Below are 20,138 nucleotides of genomic sequence, written 5' to 3'. Positions count from 1 at the left end.
ATATAGCAAACTAAGTATAATCAAATTTCAATATGCTTATTTAGGTCTGTAATGGACAAATGAATTTCTTCTCCTCCAATTTTAATTATTTCAAACTCAAGATAACTACTCCATACGTTTACAAATTCCTTTGGATTAAATACTATTATTACAACTAATTTTAATACTTCTCCACTTAAAGTTAATATACTACTTCCTCTTAAATTTGCATCTACTTCATCATCATTAGACATGTTATAGCCTTCTCCAATTTGAGCCCAATGCCATCTATTTTTGTCTTTAGTTACATTCCCCAATAATAAATTATTTCTATATTTAAAGAATACTAAATAATCATTTCTCCACTTTTTTATATAGAAGACTTCACAAGTTTCCCTATTATATTTAGACAATCCTATCATCACTGCTTCTTGTAAATTATTTACCTTTAAATAATAACTAGTATTTTTATTAGGTTTCTGGAGTGTCATGTATTTAAAAGGACAATACTTCCTTAACTTCGAGAACGTTTTTACATGAATGATAATCTCCTCCTTATCCTCCGCTTCTTGGAATGCTTATATAACCTAACTTTACTATCTTCCTATCATTAATCAAGCCAACTAAAAAAACAAAAATGTTATAAGCGAATATAAGAATTAAAAATTTAAATAAATAATCATCTCTCGAAATCCATATTCCAGTTGCAAAACTATAATAAATCCACATGCAAATTACTAACAATAGTGATATCTTAGATTCAACAGCAACTATTCTTTTAATTAAATATATATTTTTTTCTGCGATTGATCCTAAATACATCATCAAAGCCAAAGAAAAAAATATAGAGAGAATTAAGATAACCTCTTTCAATGCATATCCCCCTTTGTTTTTTGCATTCCATTAATTTATCATGTTCTACTATCGTAACTCAATATGAGGAAGAGTTATTAATTGCACCAGTCAGTTTACCTGCTATCGCTTTCATCTGGTGAAGTATTCATTGAATACTCTTTCTTTATCTCTTTGTATATAATAGCAACTTCTGTATATATAATAATCAGAATTGTCATCATTAAAGAATGTAAAAGACATCCAAACCAATCTAGGTTTTTGTAGATTATAAAAATAAAAATCATTTGTATAATAAATAATAGAATAAAGATTAGAAAAAATCTTTTTAATACATTCTTTAATCTTCCCTCCTTCTTTAAATCTTTAAGAATGCTAAAAAATGAAATAATACTAATAATTATTATTCCTATAGCTGTTAAAAGAAATATTATTAAGGAAAATAACGCAAAATATTTAAAGCATGAAAGTTTAGAAAATAATGCAATAGCACCAAAAATAAAGACCGCTACCAGCGAAGCTATTGCTGTTATTTGGAAACCATTAAAATTATATCAATGTAATCTTTTGAAGGTTTCTCGTTATAATCTAAGGTCTCCAATTCCACTGAAATCTTTTGCCAATTCTTTTTAAAATCATTTCTTTCCTTCATATACCAATACCAATTAATAATAGTCCATATCATAGCTATTACTGTAAGAATTATTACAACAGTTGGATTTTTAATATCTCTTTCTAAATAATATCTAAAGATAAGGTTTAATGGTGGACCGGAACATATAATTGTGTTCCAAATTGCTCCATACGGTTTTGGCTTTAAAACCTCCTTAAATCCCTTAACTATTTCTGATTCATTATTATCTTTAACCATTTGTTTTTAATCTCCTGAATTCATAATTTCTAAAGCACAAAAGAATTGTCACAAAACAGATACATTTTTAATTCTCTTTAAATTACTTCAACACAAACCACTTTTGCGACATAAAATACTGCGAAACAACTCATTGATTGTTATCAATATATGGTATCTCACCATTCCAAAACTTAGTTAAACTTGTCCAGTATTTTTTCGTTTCTGGCTTAAAATACTTTTCTATCAAGTTAATCTCATAACCAATGTTTAGAAGTCCATTTTGAAAGTCTTCGAGTAAGCCTACCATAACTGCCTCTTGTACAAATGGATCACCTTGTTGCAACAAATACTCAATTTCATTAAAAACTGCTTCAAGCTCTTGAAAACTTTCACTTGCAGCTAACGATGTTAAATGCCTTGCAAACTCTGCGAAGTCAGTATACAAAATCAGGTTGCTTTCCCTATCCCAAATATCCTCTAAATGTTCTTTCCATTTCTCATTAAACGATGGGCATACATTTACTAAAAGATTCATTACCTCGTTTCTTTTCACCATAATTTTTTTCCTCCCAAGTAGTTAGTACAAAATATTTTGATTCTGCCATATAAGAAGAAGGTTAATTATTTTTGCTTAAAGTCATTTCATTCCAAACACTTCTAACATTACTGAACTATTTTTATTATATACTACAATAGATATAAACTGTTCCTTTCCATACATATCAATCTCATAATTAGTTTCTGATTTTGCACTTCCTATAAATGTATATACAACATCAGAGAAATCTGGATGATATCTATCTGGTTTTTCAATATCTATTCCCAATTCATTTAAGAAATTCACTAATTCAGGCAATTGCTTATGAGCATCAATTATCAACTTTAACCTATTCCTATACATTAATTGAGTTTTCTGCACATCAAGATTGAACTGCCAACTATACTTGTCAATTTTCATAATATATACCTCCTCTAGTGCTCCTATTCGCCGCTTAATACTGATGTTACACAGTAATCTACTTTTGTGTCTCAATATAGGAAAACTACTAATGAATTTATGTTTTTAGTATTTGCAGTTAGCCAAGCAACTTCTTCAGTCGTAAATAAGTTAGGTGGAAATTCTAATTTTTTTAGGCTGCTTATTTTTGATAGTGGTGTAATATCATTTTAATTTTATATTTCTTGATAAATTCCAAAGATGTGTGGCTCGTTTATTTCCAAAGAATATTAAATATTCAATATTTGAAAGTTGTTCAAGTTTAGTTAAATCTGAGATTAACGAACATCCCCAAAATTCAATAACCTTAAACTGCTGACCGTAAGTATCTATAAAATAAATAAACGTTTCTTGTGTTAATCCACAGATTCTTATTTCAACTAATATTACATCTTTTTATTGTTATGACACTTCATAAGAATATTGTTCAGTAATTTTTGCTCTTGTATACCAAGATATTGATATAAAATATCCTATAATTGGCGAAATCCCATAGCCCATTAACGGAACTGGAAAGTTACCAAATAATGTAGAAATTAAAATTATCATAAAATATAAGCCTAAACATATTGAAGGTAATTTAAGGTTCTTTGGTGAAAAAAATATAAAGGGTACTGGTAACATTATAAGAGAAATAAGTCCTAATATAAACCATACTAATCCAACATTTTTTAGTAACCCCAATATTCCTTCCACATAGGCTACTGCAGGTAGGCTATCTAAGAATACCCATGAAATTATAATTAAAGTGGATAGTACCACCACCATAATTAAACGAAGACTCTTTTTATCAGTCCTACTAACTAACATAACCATCATTGGAATAGCAAAACCAGTTAGTTGAGAAGCATCAGGTTGAATTGTCAGTAAAACAGATATCGTAATTGTTGTAACTGTAGTAATCCATAATGATTTTACATGTAGTAATTTCCATGACGCTATTATTATAATTGGTAATACTATCATTGAAGCATTAAACTTAATTATACCTATAGATACCCATCTATGAACCCCTGCTATACCAGACATGATAAGCGTTAATATTATAAATATAAGTGATATTAATATAGAACCATAGTAAAATTTACTTCCTCTAATGTTAAATTTATTCGAAACTAAAAAATATGAAATCATCCCTATTATAACTAAGCAAGCAATGTTTTGTGCCCAGATAAAAGCTGGAACTTTATTGTAATACATTGTTATTACACCAATAGATATTGAAGGTATTGTAAATATTAATGGGATAAAATTTGTTATTCTTGATTTTACCAACTTTCTGCTCCTTTAAATCATAATTAAAAACTTCTAATTTCAATATATTTTACTAACGTAAAACAGCAAAATAAAATCTCGTACTAATATTCTCCATTTGCTATCCTTAATAAAATTCTTAAAAACATTTTGATACCTAATATCCTTTTATAATAAATCACTCATACTTCTCACCATAAGAAAATGGTAATTTTACTTGAGACGGCATTTACCCTCTATTCCTGAGCTTGTTCTCTACTAACCCGTCCCCTAAATGCTCCAAAACCAAATCAAACAATTGCAGAAATAATTACAGTTATTTAAGTATTGCGGTTTTGATATTAATAAATAATAGCTTGTCTTATATTCTAAAAATTTTAAACAAAATTATGGAATATATTACAATTATACAAACAGCTGTTTCTAAATACTACAAGCATTTTATACCAATTATATTCTTTCATATCTATACTTTTATTATATTTAAAATTTCCCTCTTAAACTTTATATGCTCTAGAAAATACTGATACAGTAATATACAAAATATGTTATAATTTTCATATAAATCATAAAAGAGGATTTATATACTTGAATGACTATTTAATATAAGCAGCAATAAAAAATAATTATATGGAGGTACTATGAGCGAGAATAGTTTATTTTCAGAATTTCCACTTATTAAAACAAGTGAGATTTCACTAAGAAAAATAGAAAAATCAGATTTGGATGATCTTTACTCTATATATAGTAACAAAAACTTGTTCAAATATAGACCATCAGAACCCAAAAAGAATAAATCTACTGTTGAAAATATGATTTCCCATTTTGAAAGAGATTTTAACAAGAGAAAAACAATCTTTCTTGGAATTTGTTTAAATGAAGATTTAAGTAAAATTGTTGGAGTTGCTGAAATATTTGATTTTGATGCAAAAATAAACATGGTAACCATTGGATATACTTTAAATGAAGATTACTTCGGAAAAGGTATCGCTACTAAAACAGTAAAGGTATTACTTGATTATTTGTTTAATACTGTTGGTGTAAATAGAGTACAAGCCTATGTTATGCCAGATAATATAAAATCAAAAAATGTGTTAGAAAGAAATGGTTTTACAAAAGAAGGAACCATAAGGCAGGGAGCAATTTGGACAGGAAAAGGTGTTGTTGATTTAGATTTATATTCATTCCTAAGATCAGATTTATGATATAATCCCCTTTCTAATAAAGCTTATATTTTTTATACCTTAAGGCGAGCATATCACCCCTTAGAGCTAAGAACTCTGAGGGGTGTTTTTTGAAGTTATATCTTTGCATCGCATGCTTTTCAGCTTAATTAATATATGCTGCAAGTATTTATTTAAAATTTTATATTTAAATTTATCAATTATAAAATTTATTGAAAAGGATGATATTATCGCAAAAATCCAATACGCCACAGGCAGGAAGATACCTATTAAAACTACAGCTATAATAGGCTTTCTAAGCACTACTGTAATTACCCCAGCTGCAATAATAGCTATACTATAGGTTGGATCAATTTTCAATATATCACTAACAGCAAATGCTATACAAAACGAGGCAAATATTGTAGGGAATATCTGTCCCCCAACCCATCGAAAATTAATAGATATTTTAGTAGCTAATATCTTTAAAAATGCAATAAATAATAGATATGCAGCCCCCAATTCATCAAAGTTATTAACGATTTCTCTTAAAGCATGTTCACCAGAAAAAAGTGTAAGAGGAAAATAAGCCCCTAAAGCTGCCAAAATCCCCCCGCCAATTATCGCCGCTATAAATGGATTTAAACTTATTTTAGTTTTTTTACAAATGTATTTTATTAAATCACCCATATAGTTAAAAGATATACCTATTATTATTGCAATAATTAAAATAGGTATAAAAAACATTAACTCTTTACTAGAAATATGATTTTTACTTAATTTAAAAATAAAACTTTCTTTATGTGTTAAATTATTTAAAAATTTTATAGTAAAGTAAGCAGATAAAGTGGTACAACTATAGGTAACATAATTTAATAATTTTTTCGAAATAGGCTGTGCTTTATATATTAAATTTTTAATTTTTTCGCTTAAAAAAGTTGAAAGCATAGCTACCATTCCAAAAATACCAGCTTCAGGCCCTATACTGCCTCCAAAAATTAGGGGTAAAAAAGCACATATAATATATTTGGGTAAAGGTTTATAGTCAATAGTTTTTGTAAGCTTGTATTCATGAAGTATTTCATCCATTTCTTTTGGATAAGGACCTAAATATTTTTGGCAAAGACCTATTATTATTCCTCCAAGTATGCATAAAATTATAGTAATAGTAAAATTACTTACTTTTATAATATGAGTCAGCTCATGCCACAGAAAATTACTTGATAAATTTACAAAAGACATAAATGCTGAGCAAAAGGCACCAATGACTATACCAATAATAAACCCAAAAAATATAATATTTTTTATAATAGATTTAATAATATCCACCACCCTTATATAACATTTTTTTCTATTTTTATTTTATAGCTAAACTAATAAATTCAACTAAGAAATCTATATTGTCTTCTTTATCATTTGGATGAAATTCCAACATTATTAGCATTGATGCTAATAGAGATTGTGCTAACCTAGTATTAATCTTTGAGCATTTACTAACTCTCTCTACCTTATCAATGTATTTAAAAAGATCTTCTACTCTTAAAAGTAAACTATTTTTTAAATCAATAATTTCTTTATCATCTTTCAACTCATCTATTGAAGTATTTATCAAGACTTTTCCTAAGCCATTTCTTGCTTCAATATCTTCATAAAGCGTATTTATAAACCTTTTAAGCTTTTCTTCTGAAGAAATATTAAGCTTATTTACAGCATCAAGCTTATTAAATGTATTTTCCCAGCTTTCTTTAAGTATGCTTAGATAAAGCTGCTTCTTATTTTCATAGTAATTATATAAGGTTCCAACAGCTACCCCAGATTCTTTAGATATCATTCGCATATCAACATTAATATAGCTAAGACTAATAAATAATTCCGCTGCACAATTCCTGATATTTTTCTCAACATCTTTTATTATCTTTGGCATAAACATCACCGTCCATTTTTATTATGAACCATTGTTCATTTAAATTATAGTATTATTATATTATCTTCTTCTCTATTTGTAAATTAATTTTGTATTTCCATATCCTATTTAAATGAAATAAAAACAACCCTAGAGAATATATCCCTAGGGTTGTTTTTTACTACGACTATTTAATTATATTTTTTATACTTTTGCATTTACAAGTGTATAAACTCGTAATGAATAATATATCTTTAATTAAAGTTCATGATTCTTCAACACTGATACTGGAAATACAACTAAAACAATCAGCATTAATAAGGCAGAAGTCATTACCGTCCAATGCACAAGAGCTTTGTTTAGAACAATTCCATACACCAATGCCCCTAAAGGCATGCCGCCCTTGGTAATCATTCCAACAATTGAAAACATCCTAGACATATATTCGTTTGGCGTTGATTTTTGTATGAAGGTCTGTATAGGAACATTGATAAACATAATGGCTATGCTTATCATGCCAAGAGTCCCTGACAGTAAGTAAAAGTATAAAATACTGCCTTTCCCTAGTACAAATAAGCTGTGTGGGAACTAAACAGTATAAAATTCATATTCTTCATAGAAGTTCTACATATCCTTCTTTTCCATTAATTCTTATTCTCTGTCCATCTTTTATTAGCTTTGTAGCATTTTCAACACTTACCACTGCAGGCAGGCCGTATTCTCTTGCAACAACGGCTCCATGGGTCATCATACCTCCTACTTCAGTAACCAAACCTTTAATTGATACAAATAATGGAGTCCAGCTAGGGTCAGTAAATGTTGTGACCAAAATATCTCCTTCTTCTATATTGGCATCCTCCATCTTTAAAACAATCCTTGCACGCCCTTCAACAACACCCGATGAAACAGGTACTCCAGCTAAGGCACCTTCAGGTATTTTATCTGTATTATACTCACCAGTTATAATTTCTCCATCGGAGGTTATAACACGAGGAGGTGTAAGCTTTTCGAAAATTTCATATTCTTTTTTTCTCTTGGTTATTATATTGTAATCTAACCAATTTGTTTTAATAACATCCTTAAGTTCATCAAAAGTTAGATAATATATATCCTCTCTATTTTGTATAATTCTCTTATCAACCAAGATGTCGGCTTCTTTCATAAGTGCCTCTTTTATAATCCATTCATACCATATCAAAGTGTACTTGTTGAATTCACGGTAACCAATATAATTACGTAAAACGCTGATTACTTTCTTTGCCTTCTTAGCTTTTCCTTTTCCACCAGGCAGCCTCTCAAGCCTGCTTAAAATTTCCTGCTCTTTTTTCTTTGCTTCCTTAAGTCCCTGCTCAAATTTAGCACTGTGTGCATTTGGAGCAAAAACTTTTATATTGCTAAGAATTGCTGGAATAAGTATAGTAGGATTTTCATTCCATCGAGTCCTTGTGATATCTATTTCAGCTGAACAACGCATACCATATTTTTTAAGAAATGCCTTAATTGAATCACTAACAGCCAGGCCCCCTTCTAAACTCACCAAATCCTCAAAAAAAGTCTCTTCTCTAGGATTTTGAAAATATTCAATTACTTCTGGATACTGCCTTACCACATCAGCAACATCCAAAAGCTCAAGTCCCATTTCAGATGTCACATTATTAGATACAGATTGAGCTAAAATATCAGCTACGTTCTTTTCACCTAACCACTTTTCAATATTTTTATTTATCCAGTTAGAGGCATAAGCTCCTGCAAAAACTAATCCATAGCTATCTAGTACAATATCTTTTATTTGATTCATACTGTTAAAAATGAAGTGGAATAGTTCATCCCCCGAAACTTTAGTAATGCTTTGCTCCACTTCCATCATCAAAGCATTATTACTATTCATCTGTCTTTCAACAATACCTGGATCATTTGCTCTGTAGTCTTTTATGGTATCCCTTAGCCATTTAATCCCCATTGCCTTTGAAGGCATAGCTGTCTTTCCTTTATGAAGATTTTTAATAAAATCCTCTCGTTTCATTAAGTTAATAAGTGCATTTTTCATTAAAACATCTACTGTATCAAGACCTTTAATAAAAAGCTTACTTCTAAGGGGTGAGGAAATTTCACGGGATGCATCCATATACAACCTTCCACCCATTTCAATCATCCTATAGTTTACCATCTGCTCAAACAAATCTTGAAAGAAAGATAATCCCAGTGGTCTCATGGCTTCAGTCATCATCTGTCTATGCCCAAAGGAAATATACACATGATTCTTTCCATCATTAATTTCTGGCGATATAGGATATAGCGTTGTGATAGGTCGGCTTTGAACAATATAGAAATTATTTTCATATAGACACCATTCTATATCCTGTGGACAGCCAAAGTATGCCTCAATCTTTCTGCCTATGCTCTCTAGCTGTAAAATACTATCATCTAAAAGAGTCTGAGTATCCTGCTTTGCATCTTCAAGTTCTTTCTCCTCTGTACCTCCATTTTCAGCTTTATAAATTGCCAGCTTTTTCTTAGATATCTTTTTATCAACTATTCTTCCTTCCCGTACTTTATAGATATCTGGATTCACTAGACCAGATACAAGAGCTTCTCCAAGTCCAAAACTTGTATCAATGGATACAACTTTTCTATTAGATGTTATAGGATCTGCAGTAAACATTATTCCTGAAGCCTGTGGGAAAATCATCTTCTGTATTACTACAGATAGATAGACCCTGCGGTGGTCAAAATTATTTTGTATACGGTAAATTACTGCTCTATCTGTATATAGTGATGCCCAGCACTTTTTAATATGCTTAAGTATCTCCTCTTTCCCTATAATGTTTAGATAGGTATCCTGTTGACCTGCAAAGGAAGCCAGCGGTAAATCTTCTGCTGTAGCACTTGAACGTACTGCATAGGCATTTTTTTCACCAAGCTTTGAAAGATGCTTTATAACTTCTTCCTCAATATCCTTTGAAATGGCTATTCCTTGTATTACCTCTCTAATTTTTTTGCTAAGCTTACCGATTTCTACCCTGTCATCTGCCTTTAAAAGTGATAATTTATCTATTAAAACATTAAATTCTGAGCTGCTTTCAACAATTTCCCTATATGCTTCAGTAGTTATGCAAAAGCCATCTGGAACACGTATCCCCTGAATTTTGGACAGTTCCCCAAGATTGGCACCCTTACCTCCCACAACTTGAAGCTTTGATTTATCAATATCTTTAAAGTCTAATACATATGAATTCATACATATTCCTCCTTATAAAAATTGTTTCTAAGCAAGTCTATAAACTCCTCAAACTCTTTGAAAAAAGCCTCGTAATCAACTTCTTTCCTGTTTGATATTTGATTCATATAACCCTCAGCGAGACAAACAAGCATTTTCATAACCAGCTTTGGATCGATACCTTCCTTAAACTTGGAATAATCCATGCCATCAAAGGCAATTTTACTTCTAAAGCCTTCACTCTTTGATAAAATGGTTTTTATATCTTCATTTACCTCCTCGTCAGCTTCAAAATACATACTTGTCAAAAATGCTGGAATTGCAGGATGTTTTTTCATAACCGAAATTTTAATATTGGCTGAAATCCTAATCCTTTCAAAGAAATCAGTTACTTTATAATCAAATTTTTCTTCAATCTCATTCATAATAGTGTTACCGCATAACTCAATTAAATAAAGATATAAAGCTTTTTTTGTACCAAAGTAATGAAATATCATGGCTTTGGAAATTCCCGCAGCTGAAGCTATATCGCTTACTGAGGTTTTCTTATAACCATTGGTGGCAAAGGACTTAAGTGCAGCATCTATAATTGTCTTTTGTTTATCTACAGATAAATTAAAAAATTTCTCCATGAGTTTCACCTCTAAAAGTTTTTAAACCGAATCGGTTTATGATATAATTATATTCCCATAAACCGATTCGGTCAATACTATTCTTGGAAAATATTTTTAGCTTCAAATTTAAACTTTAATCTAAAATAGAAAACAAAAATGGCTGCCTCATTAAGAAATGAAACCATAGTATATTGTTTCAGAATTTAAAAATCTAATACAATATATTATAGTTTTCATTTTTGATGGGCAGCCTCATATCAACATAATTAACTATCTTGGCACAGGTGTTATTATATTAAAGTTTTGATTTATAGTATCTTGAAGGGATAAGAATATATTCCATTTGTTAATATCCCCCTGTACTTTTATCTTTGAAGTATCTGGCTTTTCATTAGTTGTTGCCAGCTTATATAAAACTTTCTTTGGCATATTAACGGTAACTGCAGCATCTTTTGAAAGCTTATCACTTATATATCTAAATATTCCTCGTTTAACTTCTGCCAAAGCTGCTTCATTTCTGTCTGGAATAATAAAGTTGATTTTATAATTTAAATCTCCAGCCTTTACCCCTTCTATTCGTATGCTAAGTAAGTAAAGAATATCCTTTAGAGGTAAATTGTTTAGCACATCCTCTGAAATAAATGAGCCACTAACTGGAATAACTCCATAGCGTAATTCCTGTGCTCCCATTAGGTATTCATTTCTCCAAGGACCAGATTCAGCAATATAGCCTAATTGCTCTAAAGCATCAGCGCAAATAAGTTTTGCCTCTTTATTATTTGGATTTGCATATATAACTTGCTTTGTAACCTCAGCAACCCATTGATATTCTCCGTCTATGAAGGATTTTCTAGCTTTGGTTAAAACAGCATCTTCTCCCCCCATATACTCTACATATTTCTTTGCTGATTCTTCTGGAAATAATTTATTTAAATCTACTGGATTTCCGTTATACCATCCCAGATACCTTTGATATACTGCTTTTGCATTATGAATAACAGTTCCATAAAATTCACCATTGTACCATTCATCTGAAAGACTTCTTGGAAGTTTGACCATTCTTCCAACTTCCTCAATTGTGTGCCCTTTATTTATAAGTCTTAAAGTCTGATCATTTATATACTGATATACATCCCTTTGTTTTTCAAGATATTCAATGGATGCTTGATTCCCAAAACGAGGCCAGTTGTGGACTCCAAATACTGAAGTTAATGTACCTCCCCATAAATCAATTGCCTTTTGTATATTTTTTGCCCAAGCAACTGCATCTCTGACTTTAGCACCTCTTAAAGTTAATAAATTATGAATGGTTGCATTACAGTCCTCTGCAATACACAAGGAACGTTCACTTGGTATATATACAAACATCTCTGATGGTGCTTCAGTATCTAAAGCCAATCGAAACTCCATTTTAACTCCATCAATTATATATTCTGCATATTCCTCATTAATTTCATTAATATTTCTCGTAAAGGTTACTGTTCCAATTGATTGTCCCTTTCCAATACCATTATCTATCTGTCCCTTCTCACCTTTAGGCAATTCTACACCGTACATGTATATACCTCGGCGTGCCATTGCAACACCTACGTTTACATTCTCTTCTAAAGCTGAATTAACAAAATTTTTTGGAGCATAAATCTTAACGTCTTCTTTTACAAAGCTATCTAGAACACCTAAAATCCCTCCATAATGATCTTCATGAGAATGAGTGATGATAACTGCACTTACAGGAATTTGTCCAAAATAATCATTAACAAAATTTATAGCCGCTTCTGCCGTCTCCTTTGAACTTAAACAATCAATTATAATCCAGCCAGTATTTCCTTTAACAAAAGTCATATTGGCAAAATCAAAACCTCTAACTTGATATATGTTATCTGTAACTTTAAATAAACCAGTATTTAAATTTAAGTTTCCCTGCACCCAAAGCTTTGGATTAGCCGTATAAGGTATGCAGTTATTATATAAAAAACTATACCTTCTTAAATCCCAAACAGGAATCAATTGATCCTCGCTTTTAATTACAGGCAAGTTCCCATCAACAAGCATTCCTGTCTTTGCTAAGTTATTTTCAGTGGTTATTTTTCTCCAATTCATCTTTTTATATGTTTCTTGGTTTATTAGCATAGTTTTGCGAGTGGCATTTTTTCTTAAATCACTGATCTTTCTCTCTTTGTCTTGGTTATCGCTGGGCTCCATAAAATACCTCCATAAATTACCCTATCATGATAATTTATGAAGGTTTATAGGTAGTGGTTACTTATTTGTGTAAAATAAAAACTCGTCTACTAATCTTTCTGCTTCTTTAGATGATTGTATACAATAGTCCTTAGAAAATGGATTACTAAATCCGTGTTTCCCCTTTAACATATAAACATCAATGTTCCTTTTTATCAAAGAATCAACTAATTCCTGCACATTAAATGAATTCTCTTCTGTAGGAAAAATCAGTAAAGTTGGACATTTAGGAGTTATATTTGTATAATCCCTAATTCGTGAACCATAATATCCTATGATACCATTGCATATCTTTTCTTCACCGCTGCATAGCCATGCAATTGTTGCACCTATACTATAACCTAATAAATATACATGCTTATATTGCTTTTTTGCTTCTATAATAAGCTGCTTTACTTGCTGAACCGCTGAATCAAAACCTATATTATTCATAAAATGCTTATAGGCTTCTTCCTCTAAATCGTAGCTAAATGGTTCACTTAGATTAATTAGGTTTGGACAAATAATATCATATCCGTCATTGGAAAATTTTTCACAAACCATCTGTATATGTTCATTAATACCGTATATTTCATGTAATATTATTATTACAGAATTAGAATTATTAATAATTTTCATATCACATCTCCTTAAGTAATTTGTTAACTTTTTATTACTTTGCGCTGAAGTATTAGTATAATACTTTATAGGGTATATATTGCAAATTGACAATTCAATTGCTATCTATTTAGTGCAAATTCAACCGCAGAAATAGCATGTATTGTTGTTGTATCAAAAATTGGAATATCAACGTCTTCTTGTTTTATTAGCAAAGGTATTTCTGTACAACCTAATACTATACCCTCAGCACCCTTTAGTGCTAAACTTTCTATTACTTTTTTATATTTTTCTTTTGAGGCTTCATTTATTATGCCTTTACATAGTTCCTCATAAATAACTTCATGAACCATATCTCTGTGATCCTCATCTGGGATAATTACATCAATATTAAATTTCCCCTTTAATATTTCTTTATAAAAATCCCCCTCCATAGTAAATTTAGTTCCAAGCAATCCAACCTTTTTTATTCCCTTTTGAACTATTTTTTCACCTGTTACTTCAGCTATATGTAAAACTTTTATTCCTACTCTACTTTCTATATCACTTGCCATTTTATGCATTGTATTAGTACATATTATAATAAAATCGGCACCTGCATTTTTAAGTTTTTGTGCAGTATCAACCATTATATTAGTTAACTCTTCCCATTTATTTTGATGCTGTAATGACTCTATTTCTTGAAAGTCTACTGAATACATTAGGCATTCCGCAGAATGAAGTCCTCCTAATTTTAATTTAATAGTTTCATTTATAATTTTGTAGTATTCAAGTGATGATTCCCAACTCATTCCGCCGATTAAACCGATTTTTTTCAATTAAAACATCTCCCTTTAAATTTTAATAACTTAATCTAAACTATTTTCCAATGGTCAAATATTATTTATTTTTCTTGGTTCATATCACAATTATTATCTTTATAATCTATAATAATCTTCTCACATTTACGGCAGCAGTTGGCTATCACTGCTGAACCTTCTAACATGGATAGCTTCGATAAAATAATTGATCCTTTATGAAATTTTGCTCTCCCAATGTAAGACCTTTTATTTTTCCACGCGATTTCATGTGGGCTTTGTATAACTCCTTGTTCCATATCTTCGCCACAATACGGACATTTCATAATCTCCACCTCCTATTTGAAATATAAATAATATTTGCTATTCATTTAGATGAAATTATGTATTTATACATATTTTATAAATCAATTTTAAATACCGAAATTCTATCAATATACTCTACTCAATCAAGTTCTTAAGAAAATATTTTCTCTACTAAAGTTTTTCGCATCCCCTAATAAAGTAATTTTGTTATCATGAAAAATTAGTCCCCCAGTATTTGTAATTGCATATATTCTATCTCTTTTTTCATTTAACACTTTATTTATATATTTGTTTTGTATTTCCGTTCCTTCACAATGAACTTCAATATCAAAATCTTTAATTAAATTTAGTCCTAGATTGTATGTAAATCTATTGTAGTCTTCATCAGGTGTAATGTGATATTCTCCTATTTGAATCATTGCTCCTGCACTAATACCAATAACAACACCTCTAAAGCTTTCAATATCATTAATCAAGCCAAATTCCATCAGTCGTAACATTATCTTATCTGGTAAGCCACCGGTGAAAAATAGTATACCACTATTCCTTATCTTAGCTTTTGCATTTTCCTTTGTATCTTTAAAATAATTTACCCAATCTATATTTTCTTCTCTGATTCCATAATTCAAAAATGGCGTAACAATACTTTCATAATATTTCCCATTATCCTTACTATAAGCATTCTGCCACTGCTTATGACTGCTTATCTTATTACCGAAGGAAAATGGAATTATTAAAACCTTATCATTAAAATTTATATACTTTGAAACTGCATTTTTTGCCCAATCTTCGTGAAAATTATATAAACTAAATAACATATTTACCATTAATATTATCCCCCATTAATTTCTCAAACAAAAATGCAATAATCTATTTATTAAATTGATTTAAAATTAACTCATTCTAAATAATTTGATTTTAAAAAAGCTACCCACTCTTCAAATATTTCATTCTCAGTTTTGCCAAAGGTTTGTGAATAGTTCTCAGTTTTTATTAACTGCAAAACCTTTCCCATACCATATGTCTTATCTAGATACTCAATATAAGTATAAGAAATTGGATACATATTATGATTCCCAAAAGTTATAGGATTTGTAATTTTAGTATCTTCATATGACGGAATGTTGTTAAATTTAATAGAGGGTTTTGTATTACCAGAGATATATCCTGCCATACCCTCATTAATAAATTTTGATAATCTTGGATTAATACTCCACATTAAGGTATGTATATATTCATGTAGAGCAGCATCAGCAGTATCCTCATAATTATGCTGCTTTCCAGGAGAATTTGGAGAGACAATAATAACCTTATTTTTTATATTATCTCCAATATACCATTCAGGAGCAATAATTTTACCAACCAGCCCATATTTTTTAATATGAAACTTATCTAAGCTACTGTAAATATAAACTTCAGTTTTATAATTAGGACTTATACTAATTGAGTTAGCAACGAGATTATATCCTTTTTCTAATCTGCTGATAATATCAATTGCTGCATTTTCATCTTTTCTTTCATAATAAACTATAAAATGTGGTTTTTCTATAGATGTCATATCTTTAGTTCTTAAACTTAATGTTGGAATAAAATTTAAAAGAATTATTATAATCAAACTTATAAGGATTTTAAGTAAAATTTTATATTTTCTCTTCATTTATTTTCCCTTTCCCCTTAATATCTATTTTAATAAATCCCAAGATACATCACACTATCACTAAACTTTTTAACTCCTATTACATAATATTTTACAATGTTTAAGATATTCTCTATCATTTTTACCCCCAATTTTAATCAATTAGTAACCCCATTAGTAAAGAGTCATAGAACTCTCCATTAATTAAAAAATCCCTTTTTATTATTCCTTCTTCTAAAAAGCCAAGCTTCTTATATAAGCTAATACCTCTTGTATTATCATTTCTAACTCTTAGATTTATTTTTCTAATTATTCCTGAACTTTTACTCCAGGTAATTAAATATTTTATAAGTTCCTCCCCTATGGCATTTCCCCAATATTCCTTAAGGGTACTTACTCCAAATTCGCCAACATGAGCTGTCCTTTGTCTTATCCCTCCAGAAAAGTTTAAATTTCCAACTACTTTTCCATTGACTTCTGCTATGATAAATAAAGCATTTTCTTTGTTCAAAGCATTTACAATAAATTCTTCTTCCTGCTCAACACTTCTTCCAAATTGCTCTGCTCCAAAGGTTAAATAATCTGATTCTCCCCCAATAACATTAAGGTACTCTATTAATGCTTTGGCATCAAACTTTTTGGCCTCTCTAATTATAACTTTCTCGTTATTAACACACATCTCTATCATCCAATACGTCCCCCAATTGTCTTGTTTTAAGTTTTACTTCATGCCATCTAGTTCTAATTTCAATCTATCAAAATATTTCTCCATAAAATTAAGTCTTTCTTTTCCAATTTCTTTTGCTTTTTCAGTATATAGTTTATCTGGTATTTTTTTAACTTTACTTCATATTCAATTAACGGTGTGTGTTTTGAAACATCTTTTAATCTTCCATTTTCAACAGTATTAGATTTGAGATAATCATTTAATGGCTCATCGGTTGTTAGTCTTTGTCCAAATTGTCCTGCTAACATAAAAACACGGGCAATTCCACTTGCTCCTATAACATCTAGTTTATCTGAATCAAAGAGTATTTTTGCTTCTATTGAATTAGGTTCATTTCCAGTTCTGAATCTATGAGCTATAATACAGTGCTTTATCTTCTCAATTTTATCTTCTTCATATTCTAAATTTCTTAATATATCCTCCGCAATCGCACTTCCTAAAACGGCATGGTCAATTTTACCCGTTTTATCTTGGCTCTCTTCAACCCTTGCAATATCATGTAATAATGCTGCTGGAATAAGAATTTCTAAATCAACATCTTTCTCATGTTTTGCAAGTAATAAACAGAGATTATAAACTCTAAGTACATGGTCTAAATTATGTGCTGAACAGGTTAATTTATCTTGAACAATCTCGATAATCTTTTTATGTTTGATTTCTATATTCATATATTCCCCCCAATTTATAAACTTTCCTAAAAATTCTCTTTAATTCTTGCCATTAAATACTCATTTTCATATTTTCCCTTTCGGATAGCTGCAAGACGTTTTAGTCCTTCTTTTTCAAATCCAAACTTCTCATATAAGTGAATTGCTCTTTCATTATCCTCAAATACCCCCAATTCAACTCTGATAAGCATAAGCCAATTGTCGGCAATATCTATGATAGCTTGCATAAGAGCTGTTCCACCCCCCATATTTTGATAATCCTTATGAATCATAATTCCAATGCTGCCACTATGCCGTGTACGTGGGTTATGGTTAACAGTTAATCCAACTGTCCCAATTATAATATCCTCACCATTTTGAGTTTTTGTTACTGCAACCAATTGATGATGATTACTATCCATATTCGTGATAAAATCTTCACTGCGCTTCACTCGCTCAGATGGAATACCAAGAATGTTTTCAAATACTCCTGGCATCCTTCTAAGCTCATTAATACCTTTTCCATCACCAACTTCTATTGGCCTAATTAAGAAATCCATTTCCATCCTCCCCATCATAAAAACAATCTTATCTCGTCATAATATACAACTACATCTTTCTTATATCCTAATTATAACATTGTTTTAAAACAATGCCAAAACGCTGAGTCAAGCTATACCTGACTCAGCACCTTTGCCTTAATTATTAATCGTAATTCTATACACAGCAATTCTATCAATGATACTATACTTCATCAAGTTTTTAATTTAACACTTTATTTATATATTTATTTTGTATTTTCGCTCCTTCATAATGAACTTCAATATCAAAATCTTTAATCAAATTTAGTCCTACATTATAAAAATTGATATTTTATCATATATTCACTGCTTATATCGACATTATTTTTCACCATGTTCCAAACAGGACATGCATATTCCTCCATATTTTTTATTACACTTTCAATATCATCTGGCTGTACATCATTCGATGCAAGTTCAAATCTTAATTGTATACTTTTAAAATATTTCGGTAATGTTTCTCTTCTTTCACCTGATGCAATTACGTTTAATTCAGACACATTCTTATTCATCTTTCTTAGTAGTAAAGCCAATGTCATTCCACTACAGGTTGCTAAACTCATAAGAAACAACTCAAGTGGCGTATATCCATCTCCCTCACCTAAAGGTTGTACAGCATCTATAAATACCTGATTATTATCACGAGATACCCCTGAGAATTTTACCTTGTCATTTATCAAATCTGCTGTTACTGTTAATTTGTTACTCATATTAAAGCCTCCTGATAATTTCATCTTGTAGTTCCCCATTTAATTGGATTGCGCAATAAAAAATCGCAAATTCAATCTCTTGAATAATGCGATTTTTTACGTTTATTATTATAGTAAAATAGTTCCCTTTGCCAAAATAGCTACCTCTCCAGACACTAACATTTCTTTTTCAGAAATGCTCATAGAAACCTTAATTTTACTAGGCCTGCCGACAAATCTTCCTTGATTTATTATAATCTCATGACCTAAATTAAAAATATTATGCTTATATAAATATGCACCTAATGGTCCAGCTGCACTTCCTGTTGCAACATCCTCAACGTTTCCTTGATTATCCCAGGTACGTCCTTCTATATAATTCACATCAAATATATAAGCAAATTTAGCACCTACTTCTTTTAACATTTCTTCAAATTTAGAATTAATTATTTTTGCATTCTCTATTCCTGAAGTTAATGGTACTAATAAGTATGGTAATCCTGTTGATACAACTTCCATAGGAAATTCTTCGCTTAAATTTTCTTCTGACAAGTTCAATGCATGTACATATTTATTTCTCTTCTCTTCTGAAACTTCACAGAGAAATTCCGCTTTTCCTTGATTCATTTGTACTTCATAATACTGCTCTATCTTTTTTGAATTAACTATAATTGTTTTTTGATTTAATTCAAATGTAATTGCTATATCTTCTTCATTTCTAAAAATATGACTATGAATAGTAGCAGCTGCCCCCAAAATAGGATGCCCCGCAAAATCCAATTCTTCATCTACTGTGAAAATTCTTGCATTAAATATACTATCATCTATTCTTCTCACAAAAATTGTTTCAAATTGCTTAAACTCTTGTGTTAATTTCAACATAAAATTATCTTCTAATTCCTCATTACAAAAAACAACAGTTAATCCATTTCCAAATAAAATTTCATTACTAAAAACATCAACATGAAAATATTCCATTTTAATTCCTCCTTATATAAAAAATATAATTAACATTTATTTTACCTAAAATTATAACCTATAGTGTAAATATCGTATTATTTAATTTTCAAAGAACATGATTTAGT

Annotated in this window: 22 protein-coding genes and 1 pseudogene; 1 reads left to right on the top strand and 22 read right to left on the bottom strand. The window is 30.0% G+C overall.

The window, feature by feature from the left end:
- Window positions 1-20: 20 nt before the first annotated feature.
- The 6 genes from JOC70_RS00405 to JOC70_RS00380 all read right to left on the bottom strand — a co-directional run bounded on the left by JOC70_RS00405 (window position 21) and on the right by JOC70_RS00380 (window position 3,956).
- Complete coding sequence (locus JOC70_RS00405) at window positions 21-392, bottom strand: hypothetical protein (protein ID WP_204596956.1); 372 nt, start codon at window positions 390-392, stop codon at window positions 21-23.
- 142 nt (window positions 393-534) lie between these two features.
- A complete protein-coding gene (locus JOC70_RS00400) occupies window positions 535-852 on the bottom strand; it encodes a hypothetical protein (RefSeq protein WP_204596955.1) in 318 nt (105 codons plus the stop codon).
- A 508-nt stretch (window positions 853-1,360) separates the two neighbouring features.
- Window positions 1,361-1,702 (bottom strand): hypothetical protein, encoded by a 342-nt coding sequence (locus tag JOC70_RS00395; RefSeq protein WP_204596954.1) that lies wholly within the window; start codon window positions 1,700-1,702, stop codon window positions 1,361-1,363.
- Between the two features lie 130 nt (window positions 1,703-1,832).
- Window positions 1,833-2,240, bottom strand: a complete 408-nt coding sequence (locus tag JOC70_RS00390) for a DUF7674 family protein (protein WP_204596953.1) — start codon at window positions 2,238-2,240, stop codon at window positions 1,833-1,835.
- An 81-nt stretch (window positions 2,241-2,321) separates the two neighbouring features.
- Window positions 2,322-2,642, bottom strand: coding sequence for a hypothetical protein (locus tag JOC70_RS00385; protein WP_204596952.1), 321 nt, complete (start codon window positions 2,640-2,642; stop codon window positions 2,322-2,324).
- A gap of 441 nt (window positions 2,643-3,083) precedes the next feature.
- Window positions 3,084-3,956, bottom strand: a complete 873-nt coding sequence (locus JOC70_RS00380; protein WP_204596951.1) for a cell division protein — start codon at window positions 3,954-3,956, stop codon at window positions 3,084-3,086.
- Window positions 3,957-4,576: 620 nt separating this feature from the next.
- Here JOC70_RS00380 and JOC70_RS00375 point away from each other — a divergent pair.
- A complete protein-coding gene (locus tag JOC70_RS00375; RefSeq protein ID WP_204596950.1) occupies window positions 4,577-5,140 on the top strand; it encodes a GNAT family N-acetyltransferase in 564 nt (187 codons plus the stop codon).
- Window positions 5,141-5,206: 66 nt separating this feature from the next.
- Here the strand turns inward: JOC70_RS00375 and JOC70_RS00370 are convergent, their stop codons facing one another.
- From JOC70_RS00370 to JOC70_RS00295, 16 genes and pseudogenes are all read right to left on the bottom strand, one after another.
- A complete protein-coding gene (locus JOC70_RS00370) occupies window positions 5,207-6,427 on the bottom strand; it encodes a chloride channel protein (protein ID WP_204596949.1) in 1,221 nt (406 codons plus the stop codon).
- Between the two features lie 28 nt (window positions 6,428-6,455).
- On the bottom strand, window positions 6,456-7,022 hold the full coding sequence (locus tag JOC70_RS00365) for a TetR/AcrR family transcriptional regulator (RefSeq protein ID WP_204596948.1): 567 nt from the start codon (window positions 7,020-7,022) through the stop codon (window positions 6,456-6,458).
- 237 nt (window positions 7,023-7,259) lie between these two features.
- Window positions 7,260-7,517 (bottom strand): MFS transporter, encoded by a 258-nt coding sequence (locus JOC70_RS00360; RefSeq protein WP_204596947.1) that lies wholly within the window; start codon window positions 7,515-7,517, stop codon window positions 7,260-7,262.
- Window positions 7,518-7,614: 97 nt separating this feature from the next.
- Window positions 7,615-10,239 carry a phosphoenolpyruvate synthase gene (ppsA, locus tag JOC70_RS00355; protein WP_204596946.1) on the bottom strand — a complete coding sequence of 875 codons (2,625 nt, stop codon included), beginning with the start codon at window positions 10,237-10,239 and terminating at the stop codon, window positions 7,615-7,617.
- Window positions 10,236-10,850: a TetR/AcrR family transcriptional regulator gene (locus JOC70_RS00350; RefSeq protein ID WP_204596945.1), complete on the bottom strand. Its 615-nt coding sequence runs from the start codon at window positions 10,848-10,850 to the stop codon at window positions 10,236-10,238. Before JOC70_RS00350 ends, ppsA begins: the two co-directional genes overlap by 4 nt.
- A gap of 252 nt (window positions 10,851-11,102) precedes the next feature.
- The gene (locus tag JOC70_RS00345; RefSeq protein ID WP_204596944.1) at window positions 11,103-13,034 is read right to left on the bottom strand and encodes an alkyl/aryl-sulfatase; all 1,932 of its coding nucleotides are present in this window, start codon (window positions 13,032-13,034) and stop codon (window positions 11,103-11,105) included.
- Between the two features lie 57 nt (window positions 13,035-13,091).
- A complete protein-coding gene (locus JOC70_RS00340) occupies window positions 13,092-13,691 on the bottom strand; it encodes a dienelactone hydrolase family protein (protein WP_204596943.1) in 600 nt (199 codons plus the stop codon).
- Window positions 13,692-13,792: 101 nt separating this feature from the next.
- Window positions 13,793-14,488, bottom strand: a complete 696-nt coding sequence (locus JOC70_RS00335; RefSeq protein WP_204596942.1) for an aspartate/glutamate racemase family protein — start codon at window positions 14,486-14,488, stop codon at window positions 13,793-13,795.
- A 65-nt stretch (window positions 14,489-14,553) separates the two neighbouring features.
- Complete coding sequence (locus JOC70_RS00330; RefSeq protein ID WP_204596941.1) at window positions 14,554-14,793, bottom strand: PF20097 family protein; 240 nt, start codon at window positions 14,791-14,793, stop codon at window positions 14,554-14,556.
- Window positions 14,794-14,916: 123 nt separating this feature from the next.
- Window positions 14,917-15,600, bottom strand: coding sequence for a Type 1 glutamine amidotransferase-like domain-containing protein (locus JOC70_RS00325; RefSeq protein ID WP_204596940.1), 684 nt, complete (start codon window positions 15,598-15,600; stop codon window positions 14,917-14,919).
- A 71-nt stretch (window positions 15,601-15,671) separates the two neighbouring features.
- Window positions 15,672-16,430: a hypothetical protein gene (locus JOC70_RS00320; RefSeq protein ID WP_204596939.1), complete on the bottom strand. Its 759-nt coding sequence runs from the start codon at window positions 16,428-16,430 to the stop codon at window positions 15,672-15,674.
- Between the two features lie 133 nt (window positions 16,431-16,563).
- A complete protein-coding gene (locus tag JOC70_RS00315; RefSeq protein ID WP_204596938.1) occupies window positions 16,564-17,097 on the bottom strand; it encodes a GNAT family N-acetyltransferase in 534 nt (177 codons plus the stop codon).
- A 33-nt stretch (window positions 17,098-17,130) separates the two neighbouring features.
- Window positions 17,131-17,804 (bottom strand): annotated as a pseudogene (locus tag JOC70_RS00310) (HD domain-containing protein).
- A gap of 26 nt (window positions 17,805-17,830) precedes the next feature.
- Entirely contained in the window at window positions 17,831-18,343 is a 513-nt protein-coding gene (locus JOC70_RS00305) for a GNAT family N-acetyltransferase (RefSeq protein ID WP_204596937.1), read from the bottom strand.
- A gap of 296 nt (window positions 18,344-18,639) precedes the next feature.
- On the bottom strand, window positions 18,640-19,074 hold the full coding sequence (locus JOC70_RS00300; protein ID WP_204596936.1) for an OsmC family protein: 435 nt from the start codon (window positions 19,072-19,074) through the stop codon (window positions 18,640-18,642).
- Between the two features lie 108 nt (window positions 19,075-19,182).
- Window positions 19,183-20,031 (bottom strand): PhzF family phenazine biosynthesis protein, encoded by an 849-nt coding sequence (locus JOC70_RS00295; protein ID WP_204596935.1) that lies wholly within the window; start codon window positions 20,029-20,031, stop codon window positions 19,183-19,185.
- Window positions 20,032-20,138 lie beyond the last annotated feature (107 nt).

Origin of the sequence: Clostridium pascui, from assembly GCF_016908015.1 — a bacterium.
GTDB lineage: Bacteria > Bacillota > Clostridia > Clostridiales > Clostridiaceae > Clostridium_AK > Clostridium_AK pascui.
The sequence above is the reverse complement of the archived record's forward strand: the minus strand, read 5'-3'. Positions and strand labels throughout refer to the sequence as shown.

Excerpts from the sequence above, each read along its gene's own strand:
- JOC70_RS00395 (WP_204596954.1), bottom strand. The coding sequence starts at position 1,702 with ATGGTTAAAGATAATAATGAATCAGAAATAGTTAAGGGATTTAAGGAG.
- JOC70_RS00390 (WP_204596953.1), bottom strand. The coding sequence starts at position 2,240 with ATGGTGAAAAGAAACGAGGTAATGAATCTTTTAGTAAATGTATGCCCA.
- JOC70_RS00385 (WP_204596952.1), bottom strand. The coding sequence starts at position 2,642 with ATGAAAATTGACAAGTATAGTTGGCAGTTCAATCTTGATGTGCAGAAA.
- JOC70_RS00375 (WP_204596950.1), top strand. The coding sequence starts at position 4,577 with ATGAGCGAGAATAGTTTATTTTCAGAATTTCCACTTATTAAAACAAGT.
- JOC70_RS00365 (WP_204596948.1), bottom strand. The coding sequence starts at position 7,022 with ATGCCAAAGATAATAAAAGATGTTGAGAAAAATATCAGGAATTGTGCA.
- JOC70_RS00360 (WP_204596947.1), bottom strand. The coding sequence starts at position 7,517 with ATGATAAGCATAGCCATTATGTTTATCAATGTTCCTATACAGACCTTC.
- ppsA (WP_204596946.1), bottom strand. The coding sequence starts at position 10,239 with ATGAATTCATATGTATTAGACTTTAAAGATATTGATAAATCAAAGCTT.
- JOC70_RS00350 (WP_204596945.1), bottom strand. The coding sequence starts at position 10,850 with ATGGAGAAATTTTTTAATTTATCTGTAGATAAACAAAAGACAATTATA.
- JOC70_RS00345 (WP_204596944.1), bottom strand. The coding sequence starts at position 13,034 with ATGGAGCCCAGCGATAACCAAGACAAAGAGAGAAAGATCAGTGATTTA.
- JOC70_RS00340 (WP_204596943.1), bottom strand. The coding sequence starts at position 13,691 with ATGAAAATTATTAATAATTCTAATTCTGTAATAATAATATTACATGAA.
- JOC70_RS00330 (WP_204596941.1), bottom strand. The coding sequence starts at position 14,793 with ATGAAATGTCCGTATTGTGGCGAAGATATGGAACAAGGAGTTATACAA.
- JOC70_RS00325 (WP_204596940.1), bottom strand. The coding sequence starts at position 15,600 with ATGGTAAATATGTTATTTAGTTTATATAATTTTCACGAAGATTGGGCA.
- JOC70_RS00320 (WP_204596939.1), bottom strand. The coding sequence starts at position 16,430 with ATGAAGAGAAAATATAAAATTTTACTTAAAATCCTTATAAGTTTGATT.
- JOC70_RS00315 (WP_204596938.1), bottom strand. The coding sequence starts at position 17,097 with ATGATAGAGATGTGTGTTAATAACGAGAAAGTTATAATTAGAGAGGCC.
- JOC70_RS00305 (WP_204596937.1), bottom strand. The coding sequence starts at position 18,343 with ATGGATTTCTTAATTAGGCCAATAGAAGTTGGTGATGGAAAAGGTATT.
- JOC70_RS00300 (WP_204596936.1), bottom strand. The coding sequence starts at position 19,074 with ATGAGTAACAAATTAACAGTAACAGCAGATTTGATAAATGACAAGGTA.
- JOC70_RS00295 (WP_204596935.1), bottom strand. The coding sequence starts at position 20,031 with ATGGAATATTTTCATGTTGATGTTTTTAGTAATGAAATTTTATTTGGA.